Below are 348 nucleotides of genomic sequence, written 5' to 3'. Positions count from 1 at the left end.
AGGAGATTATGAAAAAGAAAAGTTTTAGGATGCTTATAGTATAAAAAGCAAAGCCTAAAGTTTTCTTAAAGTGGAAGAAATATCTTGTTCTTCACTTTAATTCATTTTCTCAGTCGCTACACCATTTTCATCAATGACATAAGTTTTGCCATCTTTTTCTAGTGTTGCTTTGGTTGTGATTGGAGAACCGTACAAATCTCTCCCTAATGAGGTTGATTTTTCAAAGTGATAGAGCTTACCGTCAATTTCCTTCCAAGTTGGTTGGTAGGAAGATATTATCTGAGGCTCAAGATAGCAGAGATAGCCTTTATCAGTGCGGTAGAATCCTGTTCGAACGATTCCATTTTC

General features: G+C 35.6%; 1 pseudogene. It reads right to left on the bottom strand.

The features are described from left to right. Positions 1–96 precede the first annotated feature (96 nt). Positions 97–348: pseudogene (locus HMPREF2979_RS10460) on the bottom strand (hypothetical protein); the annotation flags it as partial.

This window comes from Streptococcus sp. HMSC078H12 (assembly GCF_001814615.1).
GTDB classification, from domain to species: domain Bacteria; phylum Bacillota; class Bacilli; order Lactobacillales; family Streptococcaceae; genus Streptococcus; species Streptococcus salivarius_F.
This window is presented reverse-complemented; position numbering and strand designations above follow the sequence as displayed.